This window comes from Pseudoalteromonas sp. A757 (assembly GCF_004103285.1).
GTDB lineage: Bacteria > Pseudomonadota > Gammaproteobacteria > Enterobacterales > Alteromonadaceae > Pseudoalteromonas > Pseudoalteromonas galatheae.
In genome coordinates, this window is record NZ_QNQN01000067.1 from 15,758 (window position 1) to 41,968 (window position 26,211).

Below are 26,211 nucleotides of genomic sequence, written 5' to 3' on the forward strand. Positions count from 1 at the left end.
CCTTTGGGGCTACAAAACTACATAGCCGGGGCAAACCTCAAAATCTCGGCTTCACTCAACGGCGGACTGTAATAATAGCCTTGCACGATATAACAGTTATTTTTAGCCAAGAACGCCATTTGAGCCTCTGTCTCCACCCCTTCAGCAATAACCTGCAAATTTAATTTTTGCGCCATTGCAATGATCGCAGCAGTGATCTCCATATCATTCGGATCTTCGGGAATATCCTTTACAAAAGAGCGGTCAATTTTAAGTATGTCGACTGGGAAACGTTTAATATAACTCAAAGAAGAGTAGCCGGTACCAAAGTCGTCAATGGAGAGTGAAACGCCAAGTGCTTTAATATCTCTAAGCTGTATGATGGCCGCTTCCACATCTCCCATTAACATACTTTCTGTTAGTTCAAGGTGCAATAGAGTCGGCTCCATCCCTGTCCTGTCAATAATATCTGACAACGTACTGATCAGTTGCGCGTCTTTAAACTGCCTCGCAGAAAGATTGATGGATATATTGGCTGTCTTGCCTGCGGCTTTTAAACGGCGAGAGAAATGACAGGCTTCCTCTAATACCCATGCACCAAGCTCTACGATTAAGCCTGTCGCTTCAGCGATCGGAATAAACTTGCTTGGCGGAATGCTTCCCTCACTCGGGTGGAACCAACGAATAAGCGCCTCATAACCTAAGACCTCTCCACTTTCACTATTGACTTGTGGCTGATAGTACAGAGTAAATTGTTGCGCTTTAATTGCTATACGCAGCTCGTTTTCTATGTATAAGCGCTCGTTAGCAGCTTCATCTAAATCTTGGCTATAGAAATGGTAAGTGTTCCGTCCCTTTGCTTTGGCCTGATACATGGCCAAATCAGCATGTTTTAGCAGCTGCTCTTCTTCTTTACTGTCAAATGGAGCCATCGTGATACCAATACTCGCACTGACGATCACTTCGTTATTACCCAGTTTTATCGGCTCTGCCAATGTTTTTTGAATTATATTGGCAACCTCCATGGCGTTTTCTCGCTCATTGATGCCACTCAGTAATACCGCAAACTCATCCCCGCCCAATCTAGCAATGGTATCTTCTGCACGGAGCCGCTTTTTCAATCTCGTCGCGACTTCAAGTAATAAGCGGTCGCCAGCGTCATGCCCCAAGGTATCATTGATGCGTTTAAACTCGTCTAAGTCAAAGTAAAATAGAGCAAAGGCGTAATGACCACGTTCAGCAAGCGCCATAGATTTACGCAACTGCATCCTAAAAAACGTCCGGTTGGCAAGCCCGGTCAAGGTATCAAAGTAAGCCAACTCTTCCATTTTTCGCTGGCTTTCTTTTACAAACGAAATATCTTGTGCTGAGGCGACATAACTTGAAATTGCACCACCTTCTTCACGGATAGGTGACACACTCAAACTGACCCAAATAGGCGCTTCTTTATTACCCGCTAACATGGTATCACCACGCCAATAATTGCGGCTGCGTAAGTCAATATCGATATCATCAATGAGAATTGCCATGTCTTTTGAAATAATACTCAAAAGCGGAGAGCCAATAAAATGCTGCTCATCATAGCCGGTCATTTCCTGCATTTTTGGGTTGACGTACTCAATTTGAAAGTGCTCATTGGTCAACACAACGCCTGTGCCAGAGAAAGCGACAGCTTTCGACAAGCGGTTTGCCGCCTTTTCAGCAATTTCTTTTTCTGTAATGCGTTGATTTAGACCATTTACAAGCTGCTTAATTTCCACACTCATGTCGTTAAATGAGGCATTTAACTGCCCAATTTCATCATCGGTATGTGGTAAAGTTGGTGTATCCCATTGCCCTCGACCAAATCCCTTTACCGCTTTAACGAGCGCATTAATGCGTTTGAGCACTAATTGGTATAAAACCTGATGCAGTAGTATTGCGACAAAAATGGCATACAGAATAAACAAACCAAAGAACTTTACTTTGAGCTCTTCAATGGCCGAGATAGCCGATGCCCGCTTCTTATAAATTCCAATATACCAATCTAATTTGGCAATATGGGTCACGTGCATAATATGCCAGTTATCTTTATATCTAAACTCATCTTGGATATTTGGCAGCTTAGTAATGAGTGCGGTTTGTACTATTTTACTCAAGTCTTCAGGTAATTTGCTGTGATCTAACAACTGCCCGGTCGCAGCGGTGGTTTTAAACAGGCCAGGAGCCGCCAATAGTCGCCCCTGTTTATCAAAAACGATAAATCCTTGTTGGTGATCAGATTTAGGTAGTTTTTCGAGTAAAGTGGTCAGCTCTATGTCGCTACCCGTTAATCCAAGGTATTTGTCATGTAAGTATAAAGGCACCAAAATACTCACCACCCACTTGCTCCAAACCCTATCAAAATACACGCCCGACCAAACAGCTTCCCTTGTTGGGTTTTGTTCAGCATGTAAAACAGGCAAGTTATGAAGCTGATTATTTACCAGCCTTGGATCTTTCGCTAATAAAGCATTTGGAGGCGCAACACGAACAAAACCGTCACTTGTAGACAGGTAAAAATTAAAAAAATCCTGTAAAAGTGGAGGCGCAAGAATATTCCAGAGCAATTCTGATTCAGAAAACAACTTTTGCACTGACTGTAACTTTAAATCGCCGGTATACATAGCTGCAGAGAGGCCGTTTTTAGCCGTGCTCGCTAAATTTTCGCCACGCTTGTCGACGCGAGCTTGTGCGCCAGATAAATCATGAACGCCGTATAGTAGATGTTTGGAAACCACTGAGTTGGCTTGTTCGGCCAAGTTAGCTTTAAGATTAAGGTAATTTGAAAACTGATTGTTCACCTGCCCACTAAAACGCCTGAGTTCATCATACTCTTCATAGATTAACTGCTTTTCTTCAGATTTTAGCATCAATGCTGCTGCAAAAACGCCCGCGATCAGACACACAGCCGAAATCAGCATCGACAGCTTTACACTTAAAGAGCTTGCACCATATCTTGATGGGGGACGACGATTGCCCACAAGTTAACCTATTCTTCTATTTACAGTGGTGGTGTTGCCTGAATATACCAGAATATTTTTCGACTCGCCAATAAGTTACGTTTGATTAACCTACTTAAAGCACCGAGGAAGGTATGACCATCTACTAGACAGGTCTGTTTTTTTGCCCACTCATCCAAAGTAGTACTTGTTTTATCGTTTAGTTCTATGCTAATAATGTATTCAATTTCAAAGTAAGGTTTGAAAAAATGAATTTCATCACACGCAACACATATTTCTTTTTTGGCTTCTTTAGGTGAGGAGGCTTGACTGTTCGCGAGTGAAAAAGAATAGCTAAGCCTCCCAACTTCGGGAGGCTTTTTTTTGGCTAAATGGGAGTGAGGACCTATGACACAAAACACATTGGATGCCCTTAGACATGACATCAATGAGATAGATTCAGAGTTATTAATTCTACTGGCAAAACGACGCCGTATCAGTCACGGCGTGCTGGAGTATAAAATTGCCAACAATAAGCCAATCCGTGATGAAGCGCGTGAACAGGCACTGCTAGAGAAACTGATCCGTTATGGTAAATCTTTGGGTCTGGATGCATTTTATATAAATAGCGTTTTCCAAACTATTTTAGAAGACTCTGTACTAAACCAGCAAGCCATGCTGCAAAAGAACTTAAACCCCGATACCGTAGGTGATACTCATCGCGTTGCTTACCTTGGCGGGCAAGGGTCTTACAGCCAACTAGCATGCCATAAATATTTTAGCCGTCGTCCCGGAAAGCTTGTGGAAATGGGTTGCCAAAGCTTTGAGCAAATCACCGAGCAGGTAGAGAAAGGCCAAGCGGACTTTGGTATCTTACCTATTGAAAATACCAGCTCAGGCAGCATCAACGAAGTGTTCGATTTATTGCAACATGCGCAAGTATCCATTGTGGGCGAAGTAACGCATACCGTTGAGCATTGCCTCCTAGCTTTACCAGACACAGAATTACAAGCGATCGACAAAATTTATGCGCACCCTCAACCTTTTGCCCAGTGCAGCCGTTTTATTCAAGGCCTTGGGGATATTCAGCATGAAACTTGCGACTCGACCTCTAGTGCATTAAAGCAAGCAGCAGAGCACCCAAATAGTGCCGCGATTGGATCTGCACAGGCCGGTAAGAATATGGGCCTAGAAGTGGTGAAATCAGGCCTTGCGAATCAGACCGAAAACCATAGCCGTTTTATTGTAGTAGCAAGAAAAGCACTTCAAGTGTCCACTCAAATCCCAACTAAAACCAGTTTAATTATGGCTACCAAACAGCAAGTAGGCTCACTTGCCGACGCACTAATGGTATTTAAACAGCACAATATCAATATGGTTAAGTTGGAGTCACGCCCAGTACCTGGTAACCCTTGGGAAGAAGTCTTTTATGTAGATTTGCTTGCCAATATTGCAGACTCACAAGTCCAAGTGGCACTTGAAGAGTTAAAAGATCATACCCAGTTTGTACGCTTACTGGGCTGCTACCAGAGCGAGTCTTTGCAAGCCGTAGATGTATTATAATAGATCATACTAAGTCACTCTCATTGAGAAAAATAAAAAGCCAGAGCGCAAATTGCATTCTGGCTTTTTTGGTTGAGATTTATTTAATTCAAGCTATTCGCCGCTAAGACCAAGGAGCTCAATTTCTGAGATCTGTACTAGGCCATCGTTATTCGCATTTTTGCTAATGTTTAGACGATAACTGCTATAGGCAAAAGCATTGGAGAAAGTAAACACTCTTCGTTGTAAGCGTTCATCCCAGCTCTCGCCTACCCAAACCGCGACTTCTGTCCACGTCTCACCGCCATCATTAGATCCCAGTAACTGGAAGTTTTCGGGATCGCGCTCTGACGCATCATTGGCACTGGTGATAGCCAAACCACTCACAATCTGTGACGCCGTAAAATCAGCTTGGATCCAAGATGGTGATTCCTCTGTTGGCGGGCCTTGCCATTCATTGTGATCTAGCCATTTTGTCTCGGTATCATTATCAAACGCTTTTTGTTCACTTTCCGCATCTCCAATACGATTACGCGCGGTAAAACTTGTTCCAGCCAAGTCAGACAAGTCTTCAAGTGCATACTGAGGTCCAGCGAGTTCAATTTCAGCTATTTGCACTAACCCATCATTATTCGCATTTTTACTGATAGACAAGCGATAATGTGTGTAAGCCAAGCCATTAGCAAACGCAAAGGCTCGACGTTCAAAACGCGATTCAAACGACTCCCCTACCCAAGTATTTAATACTTGCCATACTTCCCCATCGTGAGATGCCAAAAGTTGGAAGTTTTCAGGGTCACGCTCCGGCGCATCATTGGCACTGGTAATGTACAAAGTATTTACCGCCTGTGCCTGTGGCAAGCTAACTTGAACCCAAGCTGGATTTTCAACAGTAGGAGGCCCCTGCCAATCGTTGTGATCGAGCCACTTAGTTTCAACATTTTTATCAAATGCTTGCGCTGCGCTCTCTGAATCACTAATACTAAAACGCGCCGTGTAACTCGCACCTTGAACTTGTGCATGATCTAATCCAGAGATTTCTGGGCCGATTAATTCAATCTCAGCAAGCTGCATCAAACCATCATTATTTTTGTTCTTGGTGATCTCAAGGCGATAGCTTTGATATGGCAATTGATTCGCTACCGCAAAGCTTTGGCGCTCTCCTCTTGCTTCAAAAGATTCACCAACCCAATTACTCAACTGCTGCCATGTAACTCCGTTATCGTTAGAGCCAAATAAGGCAAAGTTCTCAGGATCTCGCTCTGGAGCATCATTGGCGCTCGTTATCGCAAGCTGATTAACCGCCACCGCCTCATTAAAATCTACTTGGATCCATGAAGGCGCTTCGACGGTAGGTGGGCCTTGCCAATCATTATGATCCAGCCACTTAGTGGTTGGGTCGTTATCAAATGCCTTATCTTGGTTTTCTGCCTCACCAATACTGTTGCTTGCCGTGACCGCAAACGTCTCAGTATCCGTATGGTCAACGCTCGGATAAACCGGCCCAACAAATTGAATTTCTCCAATTTGCAGTAAACCATCGTTATTTTTGTTTTTTGTCACTGCAATTCGGTAGCTTGTATATTTTTGCGCATTACCAAATACAAAGCCTTGACGTTCAAAGCGCGCTTCAAACGACGCCCCAACCACATTGCTCAAATTAATCCAACTCGCGCCCTCATCGTTAGAAGCTAATAACGAGAAGTTTTCTGGATCTCGCTCTGGGGCATCATTAGCACTGGTAATGTAAACACCGCTAATTGCTTGTTGAGTGGGAAAATCCACTTGGATCCAAGATGGTGCTTCCTCTGTCGGTGGCCCCTGCCAATCATTGTGGTCAAGCCATTTAGTTTGCGGATCGCCATCAAATGCTTTGTCTGCACTCTCGGCGTCACTAATCGCATTTCTTGCTGTAATAGTGGCACCTGATGTCACGACTTGCTGCATGGGTCCGGTGGATACCGGCTCATCAAATAGTGGTAGTGCTAAGTCCATAATACTATCGGCACTGAGACCTAGCTGCGTCGTTAATGGGTGAGCTTGCAGCGCGTTGTAGATTGGCAATCGAAGCGCTTCAAGTGCAGCTTCATCACCGCCAAGTGCGGCGCTAAGATTGCTAGCAGAGTCGCTTAAGACACTTTGTAAGGAGCCTTGCTCGTCAAACTGTGCAAATGCCGCATTGAATAGGGAAAGCTTTTGCACACTGTCAGCAACATACGTCATCTCGCAACTTTGCTCACCAGAGTCAGAGGTTGTGCAAGTTTCCCCTAATTCAAAATTCGTTAATTGATCAGCGCTAACCACAGGTAACTCAAAAACATTAGTGTTCCCTGTTTGCCAGCCAAGAGCCCGAAGCAATAACGCAGACATCTGAGCTTTTGCCAGTGCCATTAATTCGGGCGTAGAGACATTACGCCCCTCGGCAATCTGCTGCTCCACCAGCATGGTTGCTAGTGTCGTCAAGGCGTTGATTTGTAAGGTAGCATCAGCACTACCATCGGCATTTGAACCAAACGGCACGGCAACATGACTCAAGGTAGCCAAAGTCACACCAGCAATGTAATCGCCACTTACCTGCTCCCCAATTCCTACTGAGCCACAGCGACTCGCGTCGCAACGCATCTGCGAGCCTTCGCTCGTTGTGGCGGTCACTTTAATGGTAGAATTAATACCAAACCCGGCTTTCCCCGTCAGTTCTATAAACAACTCCCCCATTTGACTGGTTGCCGAATTCTCATCCATCATCATGCTAGAGCCATTGAGCGCCGTCACCGAAATGCGGGCTTGACTCAACGCGCCTTTTATCACTGAACCTGATACTTCAGCCGTCGTCACAGCGGGGGTTACTGGCACTTCTTCAACTTTTGGATCATCGCTCCCGCCGCCACATGCAGCCAATAAACTGCTAACGGCAATGAGCGGGATTGCATTTCTTATTTTATTTAACGTTTTCATATTTATCCCTTCTTACATATCAACCAACTTATGTGACTAGGTTGATATAAACGCACCACAAGCAGGTGATAAGCCGTGATATTATTTCTCGTTGTGCTAACACGACTTCACCCTGTTTGCATTACTTTATGGTTATCGCCAAAGTTAAAATCGATAGGTGATCCCAGCATAGTAGCGCTGGCCGGTGTAACTGCTGCTGCGCAACCTCGCTTTAGAGTCTTCACCATAAAAGGTTCTCGGTTCTTCTTTGGTTAAGTTGATCACAGACGCGGTTAGGATCAAGTTTTCCATCAAGTTATAAGAAGCGTTCACATCAACTTGTTGGTATGGTTCCTGATATACAGTGAGCCCGTCCGCAAGCCCCAGAGCGGTTTCTCCTCGACGGTTATATGATGCCCTGACACTGAAAGTGTCATTCTCGTAATAGGCGGAGAAGTTAAATTGATTATCTGCACTACCGACAAGTGCAGACTCACCGACCTTTTCACCGTCTACGCTAATGTCTGCCTGATTGGTATCGTTTAGGGTGTAGTTAACGTTGAGACCAAAGCCATTATCGAATGCATGTTGTGCAAACAGCTCTATTCCCCGAGAGGTTGCGTTTGTACCATTGGCGGTGGTGGTAAACGGCGTGACGGTAATATCACCCGGTGGCACAATTTCAACACCGGTAAAAGGGTTATCAAAGCCTTCAAATGGCCTTACTGAGGTAATGATCAAGGGCACGATAAAGTTATCTACGTCTTTATTGAATACTGCAATCCCAACCGCAGATCCTTCGCCATAATAATACTCCGCAGATAAATCCATCTGTACCGATTCAAATGGTTTTAGGGCCTTGTTACCCCCTGAGCCACTCCATCCTGGCTCCACAGGGTTCCCCCTAAACTCGAGCCTGTCGTCTGCCCATTCTTGAGAGATAAAGGTTAACTGCTCGGGCGCTCCCATGTCGTTGAACGGAGCTCGAGACATCGTTTTGGCGATAGCACCTCGTATAACAAGATTGTCGCTGGCATCCCAGACAATATTGAAGCTAGGCAAAAATTGCGAGTCGGTTACGGTACGCACGGTGGTGGTTTCAACGTCAATAAGGCGCTCATCACCTAAGATATCCTCTTCGGTGACATCATCAATGTCATCTAAAAAGTAGTTAATTTTATCCGATGACATAATCTGCGTTTCAGTCTCGACATAGCGTACCCCGATGTTTCCTCTAAAATCTCCAAAAGAAAAATCGGCTTGTAGATAGGCGGCCATGATCTCTTCTTCTATGTCGAACACAAAATCAGGCTCACGTCGCGTGTGCTTAACATATTCACTGGTCACGATTTCGCGGTATCGATCCCAATTGATCGTTGGCATGGTATTTACTTCAAAACCGCCTGGGATATTTTGTTCAGACGTTGCATTCAAAATATCTTCCAGTTTTGGCATACCACCAATCCACTGATAAGACACCTCATCAATGGCACCTTGACTGAATGGATCAAGCTCGCCACTGGCAATTCTGTCAGCCCCATCTTGAGTGATGAAGAAGGTGTTGTTAGTTTCGCGATGCAATGTCGCTTTACGATATTTAGCACCGACACGCAGCGTATCAACGATGCCGTACCCGACGCGATAATCAAGGTCTAACTGAGCATAGTCCTCTTCTAAGTCACTGACGACAAAGCTTGAACCTGTCGAACCCGGATCGGGATCGCCGGCAATACCAGCCTGAAGGTTAGACAGCAAAGCGGGATCGGCGTACAACGACACTCTGTCGCCTAATCGCCACCCTGCAAATGAAGCGGCGTTTTCAACCTGTCCGGAATCGCTGCGACTCGCAGGTTGGCCGCTTTTATACGCCGCGCTCCAAGATTCTGAAGGTCCTCCGCTGGCTTCAGTGTGACCAAATTTACCGCGCAAATCATATAAGTCACCAGCATATTCAAAAGCAAAGTCGTAGGTATCCGAGGTATCTTTTTCTACCGTATAACTACCAATGATCCAAGGAAATTCAAGATTCCCTTCAGTGCCACCAGCGCCACTGGTAAAGTCCATGCCAGTCACAATCGTACCGGTCTCGTCTAGGGTAATACCGGTAAGATAATCTGGGTTGTACTTCCACTCTGGGATCCACATTTGTGACGTGGTGCGATTTTGCCCAAGCTCAAAATGAAAATGATTGAATGTTAAAGATAAATCATCTATTGGACGCCATTGAATGGTGGCTTGTAACCCCTGACGTTCACGTTTTTCTTTGGTTACCCCAACACCTGCAACTTGCGGTGCCCAAACACCATCATAAACGTTACCATAAGCATCTTCTAACGCTGCAAATCGACGTGTACTATCGGCAATCACATTGCCCGCCGTGTCCGTTGCTGACAAGTCTGAACTTGTTGCCCAACGCCAACCGCCACCGCCCGACATATCACCGCCTAAAGAGCGGTTGGTGCGGTCTTGTTTGGTATAACCCACTAGCAAGCCAAAGGTTTCTTCTTCGTTTTTCCAAGAATAAACGCCGCTAAAATTAGGCTCGTACTCTTCAGTCACATCAGCGTAGGTATATTCAACATTCAACGCCCCAGAATTTGCCTCCATATCCAAAGGTTTACGGCTGTGTAGAATAACCGTGCCGCCGACCCCACCTTCATCTAAACGCGCTTCAGAAGACTTAAACACTTCAACCGATTGCACCATGGTAGAAGGCAACAAAGAGTAACTAAAAGAGCGCGACGGCGAGCCCGGAGAAGAAGCGATAAAATTGCCGTTTAACTGCGTAAAAGTAAGATCAGAGGAAAGGCCACGAATACTGACGTTTTCCCCTTCCCCGCCACTACGAGAAATCACCACACCGGGTACGCGTTGCAGTGAATCCGCCACATTTTTATCGGGAAACTTGCCAATATCTTCTGCTGTAATGGCATCCACAATCGCGTTTGATAAACGCTTAATCGCCAAGTTTTCGGCCATAGATGCGCGGATCCCGCGCACCTCAATCGTTTCGATTTCCTGCGCTTCCTCTTTTTCAGTTTCTTCAGCCATTGCCCAGTTAGTAGCTGATAACATAGCGAGGACCAGCGCAGACTTGCTAAATTGCCGTGACCTTCCTGTCACGTGGCGTCTGTTATTATTATTGGCCATTCCTATCTCCAAGTTTTTTATAATTTGTAAAGCCACGACGTCCCTTGCTGCTCCATGACGCATGACTTTGTGACGACCCTTTTTTGTTTCCCTATAGGGGTTAATAGTTTGTGAAACACTCGTTCAGAATAGGAGCGCTCTACAAAAAGTGATAATAAAATTTCGGTTTGCACTAAGACAAAATCGGCGTTTAGGTCAAAAAAAGATCCAATTTCAATTTCCTTGGTTTATAGTCTGATTAACATAAAAACTCATTATTAGTTTCTATATCAGGCAATTTAAAAACGTTCCAAACATGTGTAACCAAATGTTTTTATTAAACTAATTAAATATTCAAAACTAAGCATTTTAAACTTTAAAATTATTCAACTTCAAGAGTGAAATATGAATTCGGCAAACTATTCAGGTAAAAACTTGGAAATATGCCTCAGCAGCGATAATCCTCATTTGTTGCAGCGAAATGCACAAATTGCTTTTGCATCTGGGGCAACAAGGATAGAACTCTGTGGTGTACTGAGTTGCGGTGGCTTGACGCCAAACCCCACAGCGATACAGGCAGTTGCCCAGTATTTACCAAGCTTTGGCGAATGTATTGTGATGTTACGCCAAGCACCGCATTTTTTTATTGATGACACCATGCTCTATCAGTTACAAAAGGGGATAGATGGCATTGCTTACGCGGGCGCAACCGGTATTGCGCTTGGTTTTATAGACGATAACCAAGAGATAGCGGCTGACCATTGTCGAGCACTCATTGCCACGGCAAAATCCTTAGGCCTTTCTGTCACCTTTCATCGCGCCTTTGACGCCGCTGCAAACTGGCAGCAGGCGGCCGAGACGCTGCTAGAGTTAGGCGTTGAGCGGGTCTTAAGCGCCGGCAATACATGGCAAAGTGGCAAAGGCGCAGTGTTTGGTACCAGTCAGCTCATTGCCTTACTGAAAAAACTCAATGCTGAAGTCGAAGTTGTGATCGGTGGTGGGGTCAACACGAAAAACGCAGCGGATCTTTGGCTTTTAAGTGAATTTGGTCCACTCTCTCTACATACTCACTCTGGCGTACACCATGGCGATGAAGTTTGCCCAAGGCTAGTTAATGCAATACTCACCGGATCAGAAAAGGCAATACAATGACAGCATCGAAGCTATTTTTAGGGATTGATGGTGGCGGGACGAAATGTAAAGTCCGCCTCGAGGATCAACATGGACAGCTCCTTGCCGAGGCCACCAGCGGCCCTGCAAACATAGCAACATCAATACATCAGGCCCAAGAGTCAATGTTGAGCGCAACAATGACAGCGCTGACAAATGCAAAAATCCCCCATCACGATATTGCTAACATCAGTGCTTTTGCAGGACTTGCCGGCGCGAATGTCACGACGGCTTGTGAGGCGATGCAGCAATGGCGTTCGCCTTTTGCACGTTTTCAATTTTCAACCGATGCACACATAGCTTGCCTTGGTGCGCATCAACACGAAGATGGCGGTGTAATCATTCTTGGCACCGGATTTTGCGCGGGTCTGGTGACGCATGGACAATTTAGGGAGTTCGGTGGCCACGGATTATTACTCAGTGATGGTGCAAGTGGCAGTTGGATCGGTTTGAGTTTAGTGAAGCATGCCATCGAGGTGCTTGATACACTGTCCCCTAGCAGTCTGATGATTGAGTCGTTTTTGACTGCCATGAATTGCCACAGTACCGAGCAGTTAGTCAAACTCACGCTAAACGCCACTCCCCAGTATTTTGCCCAGTTTGCTCAACATGTTTTTGCCACGCCAAACGATCCCTATGCCGAGCAGATCTTAAGTAGCGCGGCACGATTTATAGAGCGTCATGTCCGTCATTTGCAGAGCTTAGGGGCACAGAAAGTCGCGCTAGTTGGGGGCATTGCTATGCCTATACGTCCCTGGTTAGCTGCCGAGTACGCAGATACGCTGGTGACACCGGCACTACCACCAGAAGTCGCAGCGTTAACGCTCGCTCGACGTTAACTCTTTACGTAATTGCGACGGGATTTCACCAAATAAACGACGAAACTGCTTGCTAAAATAACTTGGCTCTGAAAAGCCACACTGATAAGCGACTTGTGATACTGGTAAGCGTGTTTCGACCAATAATTTACGGGCATTTTCCAATCTTACTTCGTTGATAAATTGATTGGGAGTTTTGGCTAAATGCTTTTTAAATCTGCGCTCCAGTGCGCTTACTGAAAGGTGAGCAAGTTCCGCCAATTCTTCGATACAAATATGACGATGGTAATGCGCCCGAATAAATTCAACGGGCGCTTCAATGGCTCTTACGTGAGACAACGCCTTTGACGTTTTCGCTAGATGTCGCGTAACACCATAAGTGCCCATAATCGCATTTTCGCCGTCAAGTAGCACTTTTTTTGACGTGGAAAACCATGCCAATTCCCCATTTGTGGTTTGGTTGAGTTCTAATCTATCCGTCACGATAAAGCCTTCCATCACTCGTTTATCATCGTTAACGTATTGGAATGCCAAGTGTTGCGGTGAAAAGTCAAAATCGGTTTTCAGTAAGATTTGATCTAGGGTTTTATAGCCCTGATGTTCAACAAAGTGTTGGTTCGCATGCACTATTCTACTTTTTGTGTCTTTGACCCAAAAGAGAATGTCTGGGATCAGGTCAAAAGCTGCAATCAATTGATTTACCCCAGCTTTATTCAATATTGTTTGCTCTTCCATTGCCCTAATTACCGCCTTTTTATAATTATAATAATTTATTTTAAACGCCGATTTTGTTGCATTGTCAACCGAATTTTTATTATCACTTTGGCGCCACTGTTACCTATTATCAATAACATCAGATTAACTTACCTCGATAACTCGACGGAGCTAAACGATGGATAATAACAAAATCCGCATGGCCATGATCGGTGGTGGAGAAGGCGCTTTCATAGGTGCAGTGCACCGCATAGCTGCGCGTTTAGATGGTCAAATTGAACTTGTTGCAGGCGCATTTAGCGCCGATCCAAACAAAAGCCTAGCAATGGGCCAGCAACTCGGGCTTAACCCATCACGTTGCTATGCCAGCTACCAAGCACTCTTACAACAAGAGGCGGAACTACCAGAGTCGGAGCGCATCCACTTTGTTGCCATCGTGACCCCAAACCATTTGCATTTTCCGATTGCCACAGCCGCTATCGAACACGGCTTTCACGTCTTGAGTGATAAGCCTGCAACGCTCAATTTATCTGAGGCTCTACGTCTACAAACACAGCTTCAAAAGAGCAATTGCTTGTACGGATTAACACACACCTATACCGGCTATCCGATGGTGAAAGAAGCACGCCACCGCATCGCAAATGGCGAACTTGGCAAAATACGCAAAGTCGTCGTTGAATACAGTCAAGGATGGCTTGCAAGTGCTGATGACGAAAACAGCAAGCAAGCCAGCTGGCGACTAGATGCAAGCAAGTCTGGCGTGAGTTGTTGTATGGGCGATATCGGCGTACATGCAGCGAACCTTGCCGAATATGTGAGTGGTTTGGAGATAGAGGCGCTTTGTGCGGATTTAAACACGGTTGTGTCCGGCCGACAGCTCGACGATGACGGCACAGTATTACTGCGCTTTGGTAACGGTGCTAAGGGCGTGTTGATGGCAAGCCAAATAGCCCTTGGCGAAGAAAATAATCTCACCTTAAAAATCTATGGTGACAAAGCTAGTATCGAATGGTCACAAATGGAACCTAATAGTTTGTGGTTACGTGCGGCAAATGCTCCAGCTCAGTTGATCCGCACAGGAGTGGGCTCACTTAGCCAAGCAGCCATTAGCGCAACCCGTGTGCCAGCCGGTCACCCTGAGGGATATCTGGAAGCATTTGCAAATATCTACCTTAATTTCGCCAACCTTATTCGTGCACATCAGCAGCAAACCAATGTGCAACACGAAGAATTTGACGTGCCAAGTATTAACGCTGCAGTCCGTGGCATGGCATTTATTGAAAACGCGGTCGCAGCTAGTGCAAAAGACACTAAGTGGCACCCCTTTACTATTGGATAAAATAAGAATGAAGCAAATTAAAGGACCCGCTATTTTTCTCGCGCAGTTTGTCTCGGACGAGGCGCCATTTAACAATTTTAATAGTATTTGCCAGTGGGCAAGTAACCTAGGTTATCAAGGTATTCAGCTACCAAGTTGGGAACAGCGACTGTTCGATCTGCAAAAAGCCGCTGAAAGCCAAGATTATTGCGACGAGATCACTGGTATTGCCGCAGAGCATGGCCTTACTATTTCAGAGCTATCAAGCCATTTGCAGGGTCAATTAGTGGCGGTGCACCCAGCTTATGACCAAATGTTTGACGGTTTTGCACCAGCAAAAGTGCATGGCTCTCCTCAGGCTCGAATGGAGTGGGCCACAGAGCAACTAATGCTAGCAGCCAGTGCCAGCGCTAAGCTTGGGCTAACCAGTCACGCAAGCTTTTCTGGCGCCTTGCTCTGGCATACCTTTTACCCGTGGCCACAACGTCCAAATGGCTTAGTGGAACAAGGGTTTGAGGAGCTCGCAAAACGCTGGTTGCCTATTTTAAACCGCTTTGACGAGGTTGGCGTGGATGTGTGCTATGAGCTTCATCCGGGTGAAGATCTACACGATGGCGTGACTTTTGAGCGCTTTTTAGCAGCGACGAATAATCACCCGCGAGCCAATATTCTTTACGATCCAAGTCACTTTGTTTTACAGCAATTGGACTACTTAGCGTTTATCGACATCTATCATGAACGTATCAAAGCGTTTCATGTAAAAGATGCCGAATTTATCCCCAATGGCCGCTGCGGTGTTTACGGCGGATACCAAGGATGGCAACAACGGCCAGGACGGTTTCGTTCATTAGGTGACGGACAGGTCGACTTTAAGAAAATATTTAGTAAGTTAACACAGTACGGTTTTGATGGTTGGGCTGTATTGGAATGGGAATGCTGTATTAAGCACCCTGAAGATGGGGCCAAAGAAGGTGCTGAATTTATCAAACAGCACTTGATAAGACCAACCGAAAAAGCCTTCGATGATTTTGCAGGAAGTAGCACCGATACCGAACGCAATAATCAAATCCTCGGCATAAAATAAACAGGACTACGACCATGAATAATAATAATCATAATCGGACCGTGTTTCAGCTCTGTTGCCTTGCACTGGTCGTCACATCGATGACATTCGCTATTCGCGCAGGTATTTTGGGGCAATTAGGTGAGCAATTTGGGCTGTCAGATACGGAACTTGGTTGGGTTAACGCCATGGCATTTCTGGGCTTTCCCGTCGCAACCATGTTAGGTGGTGCAATCTACAACGCCATTGGCGCCAAAAAGTTAGTTGCCCTCGCCTTTATTTGCCACTTTGCTGGGTTGGTTTTAACCATTACCGCTGATGGTTTTTGGTTACTGCTGATCTCGACGTTTTTAATCGGCTTTGCGAATGGTTCAGTGGAAGCTGGCTGTAATCCACTGATTGCCGAAATGTATCCGAAAAACACCACGACTATGCTCAACCGATTCCATGTCTGGTTTCCAGGCGGCATTGTGATTGGTGCTCTGGCATCGAATGCCATGACTGCATCTGGCTTTAATTGGCAATGGCAAGTTGCTTTGATATTAATTCCAACGCTGATTTATGGAGCGATGATGGTCAAGTCACAGTTTCCTGAATTTGACCGCACAGATCATTCCACCACCAGCAATCTCAAGCACCTGTTTTCTCCGCTCTACCTATTTTTAATTTGCTGTATGACCTTAACAGCAACAACTGAACTTGGTACACAACAGTGGATTGAACGCATACTGGGAGCGTCAGGCGCCTCTCCTATGATGATCCTCGCACTGATCACAGGCTTGATGGCATTAGGTCGCTTCTTTGCCGGCCCAATAGTCCACCGTTTTAATCCAACAGGCGTATTACTCGGCTCTGCGGTATTGGCAACCGCGGGGATTTTCATGATGAGCCAAGCACAAGGGTCAGCAATCTACTTGGCCGCAATATTATTTGCCTTGGGTGTCACTTATTTTTGGCCAACCATGCTGGGCTGCGTTGCTGAATACACCCCAAAAACAGGCGCACTTGGTATGTCTTTAATGGGCGGTGCGGGGATGTTCGCTGTCAGCATGTGGAATCCAGTAATTGGTAGTTGGATTGATTCGGCGCGACTCGAAGCCCAAGCGGCGAACTTAACTGCGCAGCAATCAGAACTAGTTGCAGGTCAAGCGGTGCTTGAAAATATCCTGTTATTCCCAGCTATTCTCATAGCCGCTTTTATCGGCCTTTACCTTTATATCAATAAAAATAAACGCGTTGAGAAATACGCGTAATACCAATTCGCTTAATTAAGTGATCTATTTTGAGGCGAGAAAATCTTGTCGATAACAAGGCGAAAATATTGCTATTTAGTTGTTCTAAATGAGAAATTTTTAACGCAGTTAGCGTCAGATTTGCTCCTTCAAATTGAGCAAGTATTAAGACTAATTGGTATATGTAGCAACAAGTAAAAAGTGAACAGACGAGGTTCCAATATGCTCAACTCTATAAAAATACTAACGCTGGCATTGGCCGTTAGTTGTGCGGCTTGCGCTAGTACAACTGACAACCAATTGAGCCCGCAAGAACAACAAGCCGGATGGCAACTGCTTTTCGATGGCAAAGATATGTCGCAATGGCGCAACTTTAAAAGTGACGGCCTAAATAGCCAGTGGCAAGTTAAGGACGGCGCGATGACACTTACCCAAGGTGGTGGCGGCGATATTCTGACCAAAAAACAGTATCAGAATTTTGAGCTCCAGCTCGATTGGAAGATTTCTAAAAAAGGCAACAGTGGGATCTTTGTATTGGCGGATGAAAAAGGTGGAGCTATATACTCCCACGCCCCAGAAATCCAAATTCTAGATAACAAAGAACACCCAGACAATAAAATAGACTCTCACCTTGCAGGTTCTATTTATGACCTGTTCGCCGCGCCAAGTACGGCACATAAACCTGCTGAAGTTTGGAACCAAGTTCGTATTAAGCTGCAAGATAACCACCTACAAGTTTGGCAAAATGGTGTAAGCACGACGAGTATCGTGATTGGCAGCACCACTTGGGATGCTTTGGTCAAGAACAGTAAATTTGCAACATGGCAAGGGTTTGCTGAAGGTAAAAAAGGCCACATCGGCTTGCAAGATCACGGCGACAAAGTTTGGTTCAAAAACATTAAGATCAAGGAGCTGTAACCATGGCAACATTTGATCATAAAGTATTGGTCGTTGGCTCAGGTGCTGGTGGCGCAATGGCCGCTTATACACTCACTAAGCTAGGCCACAAAGTTTTAATGCTAGAAGCTGGTCGAAATTACGACCCAAAAACAGAAAGCCCGATGTTCCGCCGAAATAGCGAAGCCCCACTCATGGGCGCTGGCAATAAGGATAAGAACTTTGGGTTTTACGACGCGACAATTGATGGCGGTTGGCAAGTACCAGATGAACCATATACGCGCGCTGAAAACACCGATTTTTATTGGTGGCGTGCACGTATGCTCGGTGGCCGCACCAATCACTGGGGTCGCTACTCGCTGCGTTTTAGTGAACATGACTTTAAGGGCAAAAGCCGTGACGGGCATGGCGCCGATTGGCCGTTTGAATATCAGGACATTGCGCCTTGGTATGATAAAACGGAAGAAATAGTTGGGATCTGTGGGACCAATACCGGCTTGGATGATATGCCTCCTTCTGCGCCTGGCGTGTTACAGCCACCACCGACGCCAAGAGTACCCGAATTACTGGTTGCAGCGGCCGCGAAAAAAATGGGGATCCCAGCGGTTCCTATGCACAGAGCGGTGTTGACTCGTAATAAAGACGACCGCTTAGCCTGTTTTTACGCCACGCCTTGTGGCCACGGTTGCTCAATTGGCGCAGCATTCCAAACCACAACTTCGCTTATTCCGATGGCCAAAGCGACAGGAAACCTTGAAGTGATCACCGATGCCATGGTGAAGTCGGTCGCGGTCAATGAAGATGGCAAAGTAACTGGAGTGACTTACGTCGATAAAAAGTCTGCGCAAGAACATGCACTCAATGCAGATGTGGTGATTTTGGCGGCCAGCGCCTGTGAATCTGCCCGTATTTTGCTTAATTCCAAACATGCAAAGCATCCCAAGGGACTTGCAAACTCAAGTGGTCAGGTAGGTCGCAATCTAATGGACTCTACCGGTGCTTGGCTTGGTGCACAAATCCCTGCGTTAAAAGGCCGCCCACGTTATAACGAAGACGGCCACACCGGTAACCACCTTTTTATTCCTTGGTGGGGACACAAAGCCCATGAGAAAGGTGAGCTTAATTTCCCACGCGGCTATCACTTTGAAATTAGCAGCGGCTTTAATCAACCTGGCTCTGGCGTGTCTGGCAATAAACAAGGTTATGGCCCCAAGTTAAAGCAACAAGTGCGTGACGCTTATGGTTCCTATGTTGGATTTGCACTGCGCGGAGAAATGCTACCGAATAAAGATTCTTACATGGAAATTGACGAAAACGTCAAAGATAAATGGGGGATCCCGGTTGCTAAGTTCCATTTCAAATGGTCTGACAGAGAGCTCAAGCAAATCGAGCATGGTCTCAAAACCGCGAAACAGATCCTTGAGAACATGGGTGCCGAAGTGGGCGAGCTACCACCTGCGGAAAAAGCCATTTCAAAAGGCGGTGAGATCATTCATGAGGTCGGCACGACGAGAATGGGCAGTTCAGCAAAAGAATCGGTAACGAATCAGTGGGGCCAAACGTGGGACTGTGACAACCTATTTGTGATGGATGCCGGTGTCTTTGCGTCGAACCCTCATAAAAATTGCACCTTAACCATTATGACGTTAGCAATGCGCAACTCGACTTGGTTGGCTGAACAGATTGATAAAGGAGTACTGTAATGAATACACCTGATCGCGTTGATTCTTATAAATATATCTCCGGTATGACGCGCCGCGAGTCGCTAAAATGGTTAGGCTTACTGGCGGCAGGCTCTGCGGTAACACTCACCACTGGTTGCAGCAAGGCCATTGAAGGTGAAACGGCTACTGCCGGGCACTGGCCAGATATTGAAATACAGCCAGTTAGTGCTCAAGGGTATGGCACCGATCCAAACATGATTATGCCGCCAGAGTCACCTTGGCCGCTCACCCTCACCGAAGCGCAGCTCACGTTAGTTGCAGTACTAGCTGATTTTATTGTGCCCAAAGAGGGCAAACACCCTTCAGCTTCTGAAGTACAAGTACCGAGTGTGATCGACGAATGGGTAAGCGCACCGTATCACGGACAACAAAAAGATAGAGTGACAATACTCCATGCACTCGCTTGGATTGACGATGAGTCGACTTTGCGCTTTAAAAAGCCATTTTTGCAACTTAGCGCAACGCAGCAAAGTAAAATTATGGATGATATTGCTTATTTTAATGCGCAAACACCTGAGCAATTTCAGCGTATAGGTAAAGCATTCTTGCGCTTTAAAGATCTCGTTCTCGGCGCTTACTTCTGCACACCTGAGGGCTGTCAAGATATAGGCTATCTGGGCAATGTACCAATTGCAGGTGATTATCCAGGACCTACTGCTGAAGCCAAGGCGCATCTAGATGGCGTACTCGCAGAGCTTGGGCTAAGCCAGTATGCGTACCGCGACTAACCCTTGAGTCATTTTGTTATGGCTAACCGAAGCAGAGTCTAGCTCTGCTTTTTTAGTTTTAGGAAGAAATGATGTTTAGAAAAATCGTATTGTTTAAACAAGTAATGCTATTAACTGCTTTTATTATGGCGCTGCCGCTATACGCGCAGGCATCTTATCAGTCGTTACCTATTAGCGTTCAACTATGGTCGGTAAAAGATGAGTTGGCAAGAGACTTTGATGGCACTTTGCAAGCACTCGCCAACATGGGATTTGATGGCATTGAATTTGCTGGAAACTTTGGCAACTATGCCGATAACCCAAGCAAATTAAAACAAAGACTAGCAGAGCTCGGCTTAGTTGCGAGCAGCGCCCACATCGGCTTTGACGTATTAGCTGAAGAAAAACTAGCCAGCACCCTACTCTTTTACAAAACCTTAGGCGTATCCACGCTCTTTATCCCTTGGGATGAAAGAGCATGGGATAAAAACCAAGTGCAAGCATTTGTAAAACAGCTTAACCAAGTTCACCAAATTGCCAAACGTTACGATATGAAGGTCGGGTTTCATAATCATGAAAAGGAATTTAACCCATACGCTAATAGCACGTTTTGGGATTATATCGCCTCCAACACCCCAAGCGATTTTCCGCTACAGCTCGATGTCGGCTGGGTGATTTACGCAGGTAAATCACCCAGCGATTATGTTAAGCGATATGAAGGAAGAACCGTATCGACACATATTAAAATACGCACTCATCAAGGAGATGACAAAAGCCCAATCATTGGCGAAAACCACTACCCTTGGAAAGCGCTCATCCAGACCATGCAGCAACACGGCGGCACACAGTGGTTGGTCATCGAACAAGAAGAATACCCAAGCGGCCTAACACCACTAGAAAGCGTCGCCCACTCAAAAGCGAATTTAGATAAGATACTGAGTGAGTAACAAGCGGGAGTATGTTTATCTGAAATAGTTAATTATCGCTGTCAGGTTTGATCGCGGGGCTTGATCGAACTTGACTGTTGAATGATGCGAGAGTGGAAAATGGTAAACGCCCTATTATGTGACGGGTTAAGCTTGACTGCACTAGCGAAGAATGAGCGCCAGCCAAGCTTTAGACGTCCACTTCATAAACAGCTTGTTATTTGCCAAATACAAAATATAAGCAAAGCACAATAGAAACTGACAGCAATAGCGATATAGGCCTTTGAAATACTGTACCTGATAGCTTTTGAATACCATTTACCTTTGTTCGACTAAAAAAATTGAAAACATGTTCGGCACAAAACAAAACAAATACGCCACCAAAACCTAATGCAGAAAGTGGCTTTTCATATAATAAAAACCAACTAAAGCAAAACAAAAGTAGCACCCCAACAAGCGGAATTAATACTCTCTCAAGTAGTTTGCTGATAATGAACTTCCTTAGGAAAATAACAGCCCATTAGCTTGAACGCTCGAGTATCTCACTTATTTTTAAGTAAAAAACGACAATTATCAAACTAACTTTATTTAATAATTTTAATAACTTACCAGTCAAAGGCTATAATTTCAACAGGCAATTCACCTGCTACACGCAAGGAGTGACTTGTCCGAGCCATCGATTGGCTCGCTAAGAACAAATTACATCTAGATAACATGTTAAAAATGCTCAATTTTATCTGTTGCTGGTTATTTGTCGCCATAAATGGCGACCTACGTAAGATCTTGGCGTAAAGTTCTCGGTAATGCATTTTTATGTCGTGACATCTCATCTGATACTGCTGAGATAAATTGGTCGGCATCATCTACCCCGACAAATATATTTTTAACATTCCCCACGGGTTCAATCAGTTCAATTTCAACATTTGGATAGCCTGAGTAGTTATAACGTTTTATAGACCTAGCACGCTTTACAAACTCCATGTTCTTCTGAATTTTTGCTATGTTGCTTAACGGTATTGCCAATGGCTGATAAAGACCATATCGGATGAACAAATGATTTCCCACCAAAGAAATAGGCCGTTTTGCAACAGCGCGGTACTCCGCAAAGAAAAATACTAAGCTAAACGCCGTCAGCAGAGTAAAGATATTTGCCGCAAATGGGGACCAAATAAAATGCAAAAATAGATGCATAATTGGCATTTCAAACGCTATTAATAAAATAAAGCCAAGCAGATTACTTTGTGCGCCATCTTTATTATGGTAAGTGAAGTGCTGCTCGCCACTAAAAGTTTCAGGCTGCACTCGCTTAGAAAAAAGCGCATAGGTCCACATACGCGTTTCAAAACTCAGTAGCTTTGCAACAGAGCCGTCACCCGCATATTTTTTAATTGGCTTCTCAATGGCATGGTCGGGATCTTCACTCTTGCAAATGGCGGCTTTAATCGCAAGGTATACGGTTAAAATTGCAGCCAGTTCAAAAGCAAGCACGATAGCCAATAAAACATAGCGCCCACTCTCAAGATAATGCCAAACTAGTTTGCTTTGTTCGGGAATTATGTAACTGCCAACGAGCACCGCAAGACACACTAAAACAATCGACTTCAACAAGGCTTCTTTTCTATCTTCAACACAGAAAAAGCAGACTATCGGCAAGACTATTAACGCATCTAACAGAAACAGCCATTCAAAATTTGCATTGCCATAATCATTAAGCGTACCGTTTGATTGGTAATAGAACCCCCACCATAACGAAACACACACAAGAAATAATAAGGGGAGTTTTGACTTAATAGAACTACTCATACATGTCTCCGTGCAGTATCAAGCCTGAGCTAAAATTCGTGACGAAAGAGCGAAAACCAAGCCCTTAAGCTTCTTATGAATAACTAGTTAAGCATGCAAACAAGCTGCATGCTTTCCCGTCAGCCACAACCTTAGTGCTTGAAGCAATTCAGCTTCAATCTCAAAAGTAGTTTTCGTTTTGAAATCAAGCGTTTCAGTATTACTATAGCGCTCACTACCCGAGTGAGTCACTTCAAGTGCTAGATGCCCCAATGACGATAAAGAGTAAAATCTTAGTCTTAACTCACGGTCGTCGTAGGTATCTTCGGCTGCACCACGCAATAATAATTGCGCCTCACCAGATCTAGCGTCGTAAAGAGAGCTCAGTGCATTTATGAATTGCGCTATTTCGTCATCATGAGAACTAGATAAGTATGCCTTAAACGCCAGATTAGATGAGGAATGAGTACTCTTTATTTTCGAATGAACGCCAACTTCCTTAACCCACTCCTCATCGTCAGCATAACCAAAAAATGACAGCTCTAGTTCAACACTACACCTTCTATCGATTGAATGAATTTGCATAAATCTACTTGCCTAAAGAGCCTGTTAAGAAGGTGAAAAGGTTTAGCTAAAATATGGAGCGAAGCGAAACCAAACCCGCTGTCTTAGTTACGTTTTAAATGCCTTGTCAGCTGTGATTCAACCAACAAGCCTTCGTTTCTGTTCTTATATCAATTACTTTTTTAGGTTTATACGGAGTATCTAGAGTAGCAATCGCCACTGACACCCAATCAGAATAGTTTTCACTACCTCCCCACTCAATATTCGAGCAGCAAACTTTACAGAATTTTTGCTTAATATTGGCAGAAGAGTTGTATTCTGTTAGCGAAGAAGAGCCAGATAAATAAACGACATCGCTTTTAGGTAAACTAGCATATGTAGCAAACGCTGCACCGTGTTGTTTTTGACACATATTACAATGGCAGTGTGATGCTTTTTTAGGCTCACTTAACAATTTATATTTTACTTCTCCACAGAGACAACTACCTAAATACATAATAACCTTACTGCTCATTCGCGTGAATTCTTGAGTACCTCTCTTATCCACGAGAAAACTAAAAGCAACATTCAAGCAAACTTTATTTAATAATTTTAGTAAGTTACCAGTCGATGGTTATAATTTCAACACGCAAATCACCTGCTACATGCGAGGGGGGTCTGCACAAGCTTTTTGTTGGCTCGTTAAATACAAATAGTGTTTAGTTAACGCATTAAAAATGCTCAACTTTATATGTCGCAAGGTTGTTTGTCGCCATAAATGGCGACCTACGTAAGATTACTTCGTAAAGTGTCAAAGCTAAACGGAAGGTTGGTAAGTCTTGATAATAAACGCTCAGACTCGACTTGCAGCGCTGAGAACTCGCTTCGCTAGAGCAACAATGATTGCTATAGCAAAGCAAATAAATATTAGTAACTTGCTTATAGGCAGATACATTAGCCATAAATGCAAACCAAGTAACGTTATCATCAATTTTGCAATGGCAGGTAAATATCGGTGATCAAGTCGCACTCATCCACTTGATGCACAAAATTATGATATTCAAAAAAGCAGCAATGCGCATTTGGCAATTCGCCACTGTCTGCTAGCCAGTTTTGATACAACCAGCGTATAGTTTGCTCCATATTGTCGTGACTCCCTAAATGCCTTACCTTGGCGCAACGCATTTGTGGAATAACACCATTTTCGACGCCAAACGCGTTATCTGGTACTTCAGTGTTTACTGAGCCACACAATTTAAAACGAAATGCGTCTTCAGCCATGGCTTCAGGGTCGCCATTTGGCATGCCAAATGTTCGACTCGTATTAATTGGTGAAAGCCCGCTATTTTGTCGCCAAGCGATAAACTTGCCTGCACTTTCAAATATCTGTTTTGCTGACCCTTTGTGCTCTAAAAAAGCAATTTGAGTCTGTTCAAAGTTAATAATATCGACCTGCATTGTCTGCACTCCTAAATTTTGTGGTGAAAAATTAAAAACGTCATACCAACTAGGCCAATTTGCAGCTTGTCTAAACTGTGAAGGGCTTTGTTCAAAAGTACGTTTAAAAGCTCGAGAGAAGGCCTCAGCACTATCAAACTTTGCTTCGAGAGCAATATCAATAATTTTAATATCGCGCTCAAATGCTAGGCGAAAAGACGCCCGCTTTAATCGCGCCAGCAAAATATACTTACCCACATTCACGCCCAAAAAAGCCACAAATACACGATGAAAATGAAATTTAGATAAAGCAGCAACATCACTAAGCAAACTCACCGTTAATTCATCATCTAAATGTTGATTGATATAATCGCAAACGAGCGAAATACGCTGCTGTAAAAGATTGCTTTGCATAAAGCGCCTATGTGTTAGTAGAACTGCAGACAAGCTTAATCATATCAAAAGCAAGATACTTGATTGAAATTGCTCGATGTAAGAGAGAATGAGGAAATATCCATCCACAAAGATGGAAATAGCGAGGGGTGTCACTTATTTTACTATTTAATGAGGCTCGGTTCTAACATCAATATTCCTTTTAAACTGCTTAACCCAGTAAACATCATGATTGGGGCTGAATGCCCTTATTAAACGATATTTTGTGATGACTGACAATGGGATAGATTTTAATCAGTAAGCGAGCCATTAGATTGGTAATAAAACCCCCACCATAACGAAATACAAACAAGCAATATTAGGGGCAATTTTGATTTGATGGAACGATTCACCGATACCTCCTTATCCAAACCTCAGGTTATGTACGTGTTACTTAACGACTCTATATTAGTTGCAGTAAATTCCACTTGTTACCATAGAGATCTTGAAATACCACTACTGTGCCATATTCTTCAGCTCTTAGTTCTTAATTAAATACAACACCTTGTGTCTTCATTGACTCATAATCACGCCAGAAATCATTAGTTTGTAGAAACAAGAATACACGACCACCAGTTTGATTCCCTACTGCTTGCATTTGTTCTGATGTACTGGCTTGAGCCATCAGTAGGTTCGTACCATTGGAATTTGGAGGAGAGACTTGAACCCAGCGTTTACCACCTCCTAAATCGCTATCTTCAACTAGCGTAAATTTAAGTTTTTGCGTGTAAAACTCTATCGCATCATCGTAATTTTCAACGACTAAAGCGATGCTTGCGATTTGCTGCTGAACAGTGTGAGACATGATTCTTCCGCTATTCCAAAACGCTGATTGCGCGCTATTTTAAGACTTTTTAAGAGAGCATATAATGCCCAGTTAAGATGTGAGCCATGCGATATCGAC

19 protein-coding genes and 1 pseudogene are annotated in these 26,211 nt (G+C 44.5%); 10 read left to right on the forward strand and 10 right to left on the reverse strand.

The window, feature by feature from the left end; translation table 11 throughout:
• Positions 1-17: 17 nt before the first annotated feature.
• Together DRB05_RS10145 and DRB05_RS10150 are read right to left on the reverse strand one after the other, a co-directional pair.
• Entirely contained in the window at positions 18-2,981 is a 2,964-nt protein-coding gene (locus tag DRB05_RS10145) for an EAL domain-containing protein (RefSeq protein ID WP_128726835.1), read from the reverse strand.
• A 20-nt stretch (positions 2,982-3,001) separates the two neighbouring features.
• Positions 3,002-3,361 (reverse strand): hypothetical protein, encoded by a 360-nt coding sequence (locus DRB05_RS10150; RefSeq protein ID WP_128726836.1) that lies wholly within the window; start codon positions 3,359-3,361, stop codon positions 3,002-3,004.
• Here DRB05_RS10150 and pheA point away from each other — a divergent pair.
• A complete protein-coding gene (gene pheA / locus DRB05_RS10155) occupies positions 3,348-4,502 on the forward strand; it encodes a prephenate dehydratase (RefSeq protein ID WP_128726837.1) in 1,155 nt (384 codons plus the stop codon). The two genes, DRB05_RS10150 and pheA, sit on opposite strands and share 14 nt — an antisense overlap.
• 93 nt (positions 4,503-4,595) lie before the next feature.
• Here the strand turns inward: pheA and DRB05_RS10160 are convergent, their stop codons facing one another.
• Positions 4,596-7,436 carry a discoidin domain-containing protein gene (locus DRB05_RS10160; protein WP_128726838.1) on the reverse strand — a complete coding sequence of 947 codons (2,841 nt, stop codon included), beginning with the start codon at positions 7,434-7,436 and terminating at the stop codon, positions 4,596-4,598.
• Positions 7,437-7,580: 144 nt separating this feature from the next.
• Positions 7,581-10,565 carry a TonB-dependent receptor gene (locus tag DRB05_RS10165; protein ID WP_128726839.1) on the reverse strand — a complete coding sequence of 995 codons (2,985 nt, stop codon included), beginning with the start codon at positions 10,563-10,565 and terminating at the stop codon, positions 7,581-7,583.
• 384 nt (positions 10,566-10,949) lie between these two features.
• Between DRB05_RS10165 and DRB05_RS10170 the strand changes: the two genes are divergently transcribed.
• Both DRB05_RS10170 and DRB05_RS10175 read left to right on the forward strand, forming a co-directional pair.
• Entirely contained in the window at positions 10,950-11,696 is a 747-nt protein-coding gene (locus DRB05_RS10170) for a copper homeostasis protein CutC (protein ID WP_128726840.1), read from the forward strand.
• On the forward strand, positions 11,693-12,553 hold the full coding sequence (locus DRB05_RS10175) for a BadF/BadG/BcrA/BcrD ATPase family protein (RefSeq protein ID WP_128726841.1): 861 nt from the start codon (positions 11,693-11,695) through the stop codon (positions 12,551-12,553). Before DRB05_RS10170 ends, DRB05_RS10175 begins: the two co-directional genes overlap by 4 nt.
• On the opposite strand, the gene DRB05_RS10180 is transcribed toward DRB05_RS10175, so the two are convergent.
• Positions 12,533-13,267, reverse strand: coding sequence for an AraC family transcriptional regulator (locus tag DRB05_RS10180; RefSeq protein WP_128726842.1), 735 nt, complete (start codon positions 13,265-13,267; stop codon positions 12,533-12,535). The genes DRB05_RS10175 and DRB05_RS10180 overlap by 21 nt on opposite strands.
• A gap of 157 nt (positions 13,268-13,424) precedes the next feature.
• On the opposite strand from DRB05_RS10180, the gene DRB05_RS10185 reads away from it, so the two are divergent.
• The 7 genes from DRB05_RS10185 to DRB05_RS10215 all read left to right on the forward strand — a co-directional run bounded on the left by DRB05_RS10185 (position 13,425) and on the right by DRB05_RS10215 (position 21,134).
• Complete coding sequence (locus DRB05_RS10185; RefSeq protein ID WP_128726843.1) at positions 13,425-14,585, forward strand: Gfo/Idh/MocA family oxidoreductase; 1,161 nt, start codon at positions 13,425-13,427, stop codon at positions 14,583-14,585.
• Between the two features lie 7 nt (positions 14,586-14,592).
• Positions 14,593-15,648, forward strand: coding sequence for a sugar phosphate isomerase/epimerase (locus tag DRB05_RS10190; protein WP_128726844.1), 1,056 nt, complete (start codon positions 14,593-14,595; stop codon positions 15,646-15,648).
• A gap of 14 nt (positions 15,649-15,662) precedes the next feature.
• Positions 15,663-16,880: an MFS transporter gene (locus DRB05_RS10195; RefSeq protein WP_045964393.1), complete on the forward strand. Its 1,218-nt coding sequence runs from the start codon at positions 15,663-15,665 to the stop codon at positions 16,878-16,880.
• Positions 16,881-17,081: 201 nt separating this feature from the next.
• Positions 17,082-17,777 (forward strand): DUF1080 domain-containing protein, encoded by a 696-nt coding sequence (locus DRB05_RS10200; RefSeq protein ID WP_128726845.1) that lies wholly within the window; start codon positions 17,082-17,084, stop codon positions 17,775-17,777.
• Positions 17,778-17,779: 2 nt separating this feature from the next.
• Positions 17,780-19,459 carry a GMC family oxidoreductase gene (locus tag DRB05_RS10205; protein ID WP_128726846.1) on the forward strand — a complete coding sequence of 560 codons (1,680 nt, stop codon included), beginning with the start codon at positions 17,780-17,782 and terminating at the stop codon, positions 19,457-19,459.
• Positions 19,459-20,208 (forward strand): gluconate 2-dehydrogenase subunit 3 family protein, encoded by a 750-nt coding sequence (locus tag DRB05_RS10210; protein ID WP_128726847.1) that lies wholly within the window; start codon positions 19,459-19,461, stop codon positions 20,206-20,208. Before DRB05_RS10205 ends, DRB05_RS10210 begins: the two co-directional genes overlap by 1 nt.
• Positions 20,209-20,279: 71 nt before the next feature.
• The gene (locus tag DRB05_RS10215; protein WP_128726968.1) at positions 20,280-21,134 is read left to right on the forward strand and encodes a sugar phosphate isomerase/epimerase; all 855 of its coding nucleotides are present in this window, start codon (positions 20,280-20,282) and stop codon (positions 21,132-21,134) included.
• A gap of 750 nt (positions 21,135-21,884) precedes the next feature.
• On the opposite strand, the gene DRB05_RS10220 is transcribed toward DRB05_RS10215, so the two are convergent.
• The 5 genes and pseudogenes from DRB05_RS10220 to DRB05_RS10240 form a co-directional block, all read right to left on the reverse strand.
• Positions 21,885-22,916 carry a hypothetical protein gene (locus tag DRB05_RS10220; protein WP_128726848.1) on the reverse strand — a complete coding sequence of 344 codons (1,032 nt, stop codon included), beginning with the start codon at positions 22,914-22,916 and terminating at the stop codon, positions 21,885-21,887.
• A gap of 87 nt (positions 22,917-23,003) precedes the next feature.
• The gene (locus DRB05_RS10225; protein ID WP_128726849.1) at positions 23,004-23,480 is read right to left on the reverse strand and encodes a hypothetical protein; all 477 of its coding nucleotides are present in this window, start codon (positions 23,478-23,480) and stop codon (positions 23,004-23,006) included.
• Positions 23,481-23,586: 106 nt separating this feature from the next.
• On the reverse strand, positions 23,587-23,973 hold the full coding sequence (locus DRB05_RS10230) for a GFA family protein (RefSeq protein WP_128726850.1): 387 nt from the start codon (positions 23,971-23,973) through the stop codon (positions 23,587-23,589).
• 452 nt (positions 23,974-24,425) lie between these two features.
• Entirely contained in the window at positions 24,426-25,289 is an 864-nt protein-coding gene (locus tag DRB05_RS10235) for an AraC family transcriptional regulator (protein ID WP_128726851.1), read from the reverse strand.
• A 421-nt stretch (positions 25,290-25,710) separates the two neighbouring features.
• A pseudogene (locus DRB05_RS10240) lies at positions 25,711-26,112 on the reverse strand (VOC family protein).
• Between the last annotated feature and the right edge of the window lie 99 nt (positions 26,113-26,211).